This window comes from Luteibacter sp. (genome assembly GCF_051958795.1).
In the GTDB taxonomy this organism is placed as follows: domain Bacteria; phylum Pseudomonadota; class Gammaproteobacteria; order Xanthomonadales; family Rhodanobacteraceae; genus Luteibacter.
The window spans coordinates 1-6699 of sequence record NZ_JBQCFT010000010.1 but is presented as its reverse complement, the minus strand read 5'-3'; the positions used below and the strand labels follow the sequence as shown (position 1 = coordinate 6699).

6 protein-coding genes are annotated in these 6699 nt (G+C 64.8%); 5 read left to right on the top strand and 1 reads right to left on the bottom strand.

All coding sequences use genetic code 11. From position 1 onward, the window contains the following. Positions 1–314 precede the first annotated feature (314 nt). Positions 315–2333: an FAD-dependent oxidoreductase gene (locus ACTHLF_RS00805; RefSeq protein ID WP_440323981.1), complete on the bottom strand. Its 2019-nt coding sequence runs from the start codon at positions 2331–2333 to the stop codon at positions 315–317. Positions 2334–2656: 323 nt separating this feature from the next. On the opposite strand from ACTHLF_RS00805, the gene ACTHLF_RS00800 reads away from it, so the two are divergent. The 5 genes from ACTHLF_RS00800 to ACTHLF_RS00780 form a co-directional block, all read left to right on the top strand. Then, on the top strand, positions 2657–3583 hold the full coding sequence (locus tag ACTHLF_RS00800; RefSeq protein ID WP_440323980.1) for a hypothetical protein: 927 nt from the start codon (positions 2657–2659) through the stop codon (positions 3581–3583). Positions 3584–3673: 90 nt separating this feature from the next. After that, positions 3674–4036 carry a hypothetical protein gene (locus tag ACTHLF_RS00795; RefSeq protein WP_440323978.1) on the top strand — a complete coding sequence of 121 codons (363 nt, stop codon included), beginning with the start codon at positions 3674–3676 and terminating at the stop codon, positions 4034–4036. After that, a complete protein-coding gene (locus ACTHLF_RS00790; protein WP_440323976.1) occupies positions 4036–4719 on the top strand; it encodes a C39 family peptidase in 684 nt (227 codons plus the stop codon). The genes ACTHLF_RS00795 and ACTHLF_RS00790 overlap by 1 nt, the downstream gene beginning before the upstream one ends. After that, on the top strand, positions 4716–5339 hold the full coding sequence (locus tag ACTHLF_RS00785; protein ID WP_440323975.1) for a hypothetical protein: 624 nt from the start codon (positions 4716–4718) through the stop codon (positions 5337–5339). Before ACTHLF_RS00790 ends, ACTHLF_RS00785 begins: the two co-directional genes overlap by 4 nt. Positions 5340–5363: 24 nt before the next feature. Then, on the top strand, positions 5364–6699 hold a 1336-nt coding region (locus ACTHLF_RS00780; RefSeq protein ID WP_440323973.1), incomplete at its 3' end, for an acetate kinase.

The following is a 6699-nucleotide window of genomic DNA, read 5'->3' as shown; positions in this document are numbered from 1 at the left end:
CCACGCGTGTCCGCACACCGGATACGAAGCGAAATCCAGCTTCCCTGCCATGAACCTCAGTACGTCCGGGAGGCCTTGGGGCCCCCCCACGAGGCGAGTTCCGCCCCAGAGAGCGGCCGGAGGCCCATAAGTACAATTGCGCCGGAGGCGCACTCCGGTACGAACGCGGAGGCCCTGTCTGAGCAGCGAGGGTGGGCCCCAAGGCCTCTTTCCAGAGACGTCCGAGCGCGAGGCGGCACTAGCCGCTAGTTACATGCATTGGCGCAAGCGAATGAACCGATCAGATGGCGCGAAGCCGAAGGCGAGCCCGCTCGTCAGAGCGCAGCCGCCAGCCGCGTCGCCTTATCAATCGCGCGCTTCGCATCCAGCTCGGCAGCGACATCCGCGCCGCCGATCAATCGCACATCGACACCACGCGCCACCAGCCCCTCATGCAGTTCGCGGTTCGGCTCCTGGCCGGCGCAGACGATGACGTTATCCACCGGCAGCACATGCTTCTGCCCGTCCATCGTCACGTGCAGTCCTTCATCGTCGATGCGCTCGTACGACACGCCACCGAACATCTGCACCTTCTTGTTCTTCAGCGTGGCGCGATGCACCCAGCCCGAGGTCTTGTTCAGGCGGCCACCGGGACGACCTTCTGAGCGCTGCAACAGCCAGACCTGCCGTTCCGGCGCCTCGGGAGAGGCCTTCATCAGGCCGCCCGGCGTCGCCATCGTCATGTCCACGCCCCATTCCTTCGACCAACGCGCGACATCCGTGGTGGGGGAGGGCGCGGCTTCGGTGAGGAACTCGGCGACGTCGAAGCCGATACCACCGGCGCCGATGATCGCGACCTTAGAACCGACCGGGCGATCGCCCTGCAGCACATCGATGTACGACAGCACCTTCGGATGCGTCGAACCCTCGATGCTGAGCGCGCGCGGCACGACGCCGGTGGCGAGCAGCACGGTGTCGAAGCCGCCCGTGGCGAGCGTATCGATCGAGGCTTCGGTACCGAGGCGCTGTTCCACGCCCGTCGCATCGAGGCGGTGCGCGAAGTAACGCAGCGCCTCGTGGAATTCTTCCTTGCCGGGGATCCGCTTCGCCATGTTGAACTGCCCCCCGATCTCGCTGGCGCGATCGAACAGGGTCACCGCGTGGCCGCGTTCGGCCAGGGTCGTGGCCGCGGCAAGGCCGGCTGGGCCGGCACCGACCACGGCGACGCGTTTCTTCGCCGCGGTGGGGAGGATCTGGAGTTCAGTCTCGTGGCACGCACGCGGGTTCACCAGGCACGAAGCAACCCGGTTCTTGAACACGTGATCCAGGCAGGCCTGGTTGCACGCGATGCAGGTGTTGATCGATCCGGCCTGGTTCGCCTTCGCCTTGTTCACCCACTGCGGGTCGGCGAGCAGCGGGCGGGCCATGGAGACCATGTCCGCGTCGCCCTGCGCGAGGATGCGTTCAGCGACGTCCGGCATGTTGATGCGGTTGGTCGTTACGAGCGGGATGCCGACGTTGCCCTTCATCCGCTTCGTGACCCAGGTGAACGCGCCACGCGGGACGCTGGTCACGATGGTCGGGACGCGCGCCTCGTGCCAGCCGATGCCGGTGTTGATGATGGTCGCGCCGGCCGCCTCGATCTTCCGGCCGAGGGTCACGATGTCGTCCCACGGTTGGGCGTTGTCGACCAGGTCCAGCATCGAGAGCCGGTAAATGATGATGAAATCCGGGCCGACGGCCTCGCGCATGCGGCGCACGATCTCGACGGGGAAGCGCATGCGGTTCTCGGCGCTGCCTCCCCAGCCGTCCGTCCGCGTGTTGGTGCGCGTGGTGAGGAACTGGGTGATCAGATAACCCTCGGAGCCCATCACCTCCACGCCGTCGTAGCCGGCGTCGCGCGCGAGCTTCGCGCTGCGGACGAAGGCGTTGATGGTGCGTTCGACCCCGCCAGCGCTCAGGGCGCGGGGGCTGAAGGGCGTGATCGGTGACTTGATCGCGGAGGGCGCCACCGAGAACGGGTGGTAGCTGTAGCGGCCGGCATGGAGGATCTGCATGCAGATCTTGCCACCCTCGGCGTGCACCGCCTGCGTGACCTTGCGGTGCCGCGCCACGTGCCACGGCATCGACATGGTGCCGGACATCGGCTTCAGCCAGCCGCGCAGGTTGGGCGCCATGCCGCCGGTGACGATCAGGCCGACGCCGCCAGCGGCGCGTTCACCGAAATAGGCGGCCAGCTTGTTGAAGTCGGCGGCCTTGTCCTCCAGCCCGGTATGCATCGAACCCATGAGCACGCGGTTGCGCAGGGTCGTAAAGCCCAGGTCGAGCGGGGCGAGGAGGTGCGGGTAGGACACGGGCGGCGGCTCCGGTTCAAACGATCGTTCGAATCATCCGCGTTGCGGGCCCGCAGGGCAAGGGCACGCGCAGCAAAGGCTGTCGCGACAGGGGTAAGACTGGCCGCCGCACGGGCGTTACGGGCTGTATCAGGCCGTTTACAACGGCTTCGATCCATTCAGTTTGCGAAAACCGCGCAAACCCCGCTGCGGCGCGGTCTCGCGGCAGGCGCGACGGAAGGCACGCTATTTGCTCCCTCCTGTGACCCGGCACGTTGGCAGGACGTCCGGATATCCCGGGAAAAAACAGGGGTTCACGTCGCTCGCTCACAGGAGACTCTCCCATGCGTAAGACCCTCATCGCTTCGGCGATCTGCCTCGCTATCGGATTTGCACTGCCGGCTATGGCCGACGACACCCAGACCGGAGGCGCAGGCTCTTCGGCACAGCGTCATTCGACCGCTAAGACCTGGGTCGATAGCGCCAATGACAACTCAACCAACACCAGCATGACGACGAACACCACGGCCAACTCGTTCAACACGACCAACGCCGTGTCATACGTCACCCTCAGTGGCGAAGTGTCGGGTAACAGCACCTACAACTTCGGAAACATCGCCGCGAACACCGGTAATGCGAATGGTGCGCGGGGCGGATCGGGTGGCGACGCCTGGGGTGCCAGCGGCCACGGCGGTAGTGGCGGCGACGGCGGCCGGAGCGGACGTGCGAGTGCGCACGGCGCCGTGGGCGGTGATGCCGGCAGCTGGAATGGCGGATCGGCTGGTGAAAGCTACGCCGAAGGCGGCAACACCAACGGCGACGGCGGCAACGCCGGACGCGGCAATGCCAACTCGCGTGCGAACGGCCGTGGCGCCGATACGTCCACGGGCGGTTCGACCTCCAGCACGGGTGGCGCAAGCGCCAGTGCGGGCGGCGCGACGACCTCAGGTGATTCCTCGCCGACCTCCGCGGGCGGCGCGGCCACGGGCGGCGCGGGCGGTACCGCGACGGCTATGTCCGGTGACGGCGGTGCGGCCGGCGCAGGCGGTAGCGGCACGGGTGGCACCAACGGCGGTGGCGCCGGCGGGGCCGGCGGCGCGGGCGGCGCCAACACGGTCAGCACCGGTGCGTTCGATGCGCACCAGTCGATGGATGGTGCGGGCGCCACGCTCGCTGGTATCGGCAACTTCGCACAGAACTCCGGTGCGAACGCGCTTATCCAGCAGGGTGTGAACGTCCAGGCCAACCTGAGCGTGGGTAGCTCGCCGTAATGGGCTAGCGAAGGTAGCAAAGGATCCACGGGGTGCCGTCCCGGCACCCCGTGGCATCCGAAGGGGATCCCCAGCCTCAGGAGAACACCCATGCCGATGTTCCGACCCCACACCGCGATCGTCGCACTTGCCCTGGTCGCTGCCGCGTTCATCACAGGCGTGGCGCATGCAACGCCGCCAGGTGACGAGCCGCCGCCATCGTTCGGTAGCGCGACCCCAGTGGACAAGCTCCAGGACATGACCGGTGGCACCGATACCCACGTCAACAACGTGACCTCGCAGGAAACCGACGGCACCGTCGATAACAACACCAACTTCAGTATTGGCAACGGAACGAACAATCTGGGCGGCGGCGCGTTCGGAAGTTCGGCCGGCGTCAGCACCGCGATCCAGAACTCCGGCAACAACGTGCTGATCCAGAACAGCACGATCGTCAACGTGAAGATGAACTGATGAAGGCAGCTCTCGCCCTCGCCGTCATCCTGGGGCTGGCGAGCCCGTTCGCCATGGCCACCAAGGCGGAGGTGCAGACAAGCCCGGGTACGTCATACCCGATGAAGCTGACGAGCCTGAAGGAGGCTCGTTTCCGCAATACGATTCGGCAGAAATACGACTTCAGCTGCGGATCGGCTGCCGTGGCGACGCTGCTGACCTACCAGTACGCCTATCCGGTCGATGAGCAGTCGGCCTTCGATGTCATGTACACGAACGGCGATCGGCGCAAGATCAACCGGGAAGGATTCTCGCTGCTCGATATCAAGCGGTTCCTTGCATCGCGCGGTTTCGAAGCCGATGGCTTCCAGGTGCCGCTTGAAAAGCTTGACGAAGAGGGCATCCCCGCGATCGTCCTGATTGACGAGCGCGGCTACCACCATTTCGTTGTCGTCAAAGGCTACAAGAACGATCGCGTGCTCATAGGCGACCCTGCCCGCGGTACGCGATCCATGTCCAGGCGGCGCTTCGATGACATGTGGAAGAACCACATCGTCTTCGTCATCCACAACGAACGCGACCGCGCCATCTTCAACAGTCCGCGCGACTGGGCGGTCGCGCCCGCGGCACCGATTTCCGAAGGCATCGAGCGCAACGGCCTTGGACCCATCGTGATGCCCAAACGCGGACCGGGGGATATATGAGCACCCGAAAACTTCTGATTGCCGCGGCTATCGCGTGCGGCGTTTCCGGATCGCTGCATGCCGCCGATTTCCCGGTGAACTATGCCGTCTCCGACGCGCGGCTCGACACCATCCGTGGCGGCTTCGACTACGGCGACAACCTCCGTGCATCGTTCGCGCTCGAGCGAACGGTACTGGTAAATGGCGTAGAGGCTATCCGTACCTCCATCAGCATTCCCAATGTCGCCCAGATGAGTGTCGATCAGGCCAACGCCCTGGCCGATGCCCTGCGCACGACGGTGGTATCGATCAATCCGGCTAGCGCGGTCGGCAATAGTGCCGCGGGCACGGCAGCGACAGCCTCCCAGTCTGCGGCGATCACGGTTCCCGTTTCTTCCGCCGCCGCGACGGCGTCTCCATCCTCGTCCAGCCAGGTGGTTGGGCTGCCTTCGACCGTCACGACCGCCGTGCTGCCCAATAGCGCGACGAACCCGGGGCTGGTGATACAGAACAGTTTGGACAACCAGGCCATTACGGCCACCACAACGATCGATGCATCCGTCAACACCGCGCACATGTTGCAGAACATTCGTGTCGATGAAGCCATAAAGGATGCGGTGATCCAGTTCCGGGGGAACTAAAGCATGTATCGCAATGGCAGGGTGATGCAGGCAAAAACGTGCGTGGGTGCGCTATCGCTCGCGGTGCTTCCCATGTGGATCGGGGCGTGCCTGGCGCAGGAGTCCGCGACTGTGGACCCTGCGCTGCGTGACAAGATCGAATCGCAAGGTCGAAAGATCGATGCGATGCGCAGCCGCATGGCGGAGCAGCTCGCCGAACTGGAGCAGATGAAGCGAGAGCTTGCATCGCAGGAAATCCAGTACAACGAATTGCGCAAGGCTGTCGGCATGACGGCACTGGAGGAAGCTCGCGCTACTGGTTCACCCGGTGCGGGCTCACAGGCGTCCGCGCCGCCGCAGGACCAGGTCCCTCCCGGCACACCCGCTCCCGGCGCACCGGCAGCCCCGGTCTCGCAGCCGGTTGCGGCCACCCAGCCGGTCGGAAAACGGCCCGAACAGGATGAACGTCCGCCCGAGGTCGCGCCTATTTTCGACCAGCCCGGTGTGCTCACGCCGAAGAAGAAGCTCATCATCGAGCCGTCGTATCAATACGGGTATTCATCCAGCGATCGCGTGGCGCTGGTGGGTTACACCGTTATTCCCGCAATCCTGATCGGCCTGGTCGATGTCCGGCAGGTGAAGCAGACCACGCAGACGGGCGCGCTGGCGTTCCGTTATGGCCTGACCAACCGTATGGAACTGGAAGTGCGCGTGCCCTACGTGGATTCGCACACCGATACGATCAGCCGCGAGATCTTCACGGGTACGGCGCAGGATCGCCTGTTCACGACCAGCGGCAAGGGCATCGGCGACGTCGAAGCGACCCTGCGTTACCAGCTGAACGATGGCGGCGCTGACAAACCGTATTACATCGGCTGGTTCCGCGCGAAGTCACGTACGGGCGATGATCCGTTCGAGGTGACGAGCGATTGCGTCACGCGTTGCGTGGCGAATTACACCGGCACGGGCCTGCCGCTCAAGAACCCGACGGGTAGTGGTTTCTATTCCGCCCAACTGGGCCTGACCTGGTTGTATCCGTCCGATCCGGTAGTCTTCTTCGGCAACTTCAGCTATCTGCACAACTTCGAACGCAAGAACGTCAGTCGCAATGTGCTCGGGGCAGGCAAGCAGTTCCTTGGTGACATCAAGGCGGGCGACATTGCCGATATCAGCGTCGGTATGGGCCTTTCGTTGAATGAGAAGGCTTCGATCAGCATCGGCTATGACCAGGCCTTCGTTGGCCGCACCCAGCAGCAGGGCCACCCGCTGCCGGGATCCGCGCGAGCGACGCTCGGCTCACTGCTGATCGGCGGCTCGTACCGCTTCAATGAAAAGGAAACGCTGAACATCACGCTAGGCGTGGGCGTGACGCGCGACACAC

Excerpts from the sequence above, each read along its gene's own strand:
- ACTHLF_RS00800 (WP_440323980.1), top strand. The coding sequence starts at position 2,657 with ATGCGTAAGACCCTCATCGCTTCGGCGATCTGCCTCGCTATCGGATTT.
- ACTHLF_RS00795 (WP_440323978.1), top strand. The coding sequence starts at position 3,674 with ATGCCGATGTTCCGACCCCACACCGCGATCGTCGCACTTGCCCTGGTC.
- ACTHLF_RS00790 (WP_440323976.1), top strand. The coding sequence starts at position 4,036 with ATGAAGGCAGCTCTCGCCCTCGCCGTCATCCTGGGGCTGGCGAGCCCG.
- ACTHLF_RS00785 (WP_440323975.1), top strand. The coding sequence starts at position 4,716 with ATGAGCACCCGAAAACTTCTGATTGCCGCGGCTATCGCGTGCGGCGTT.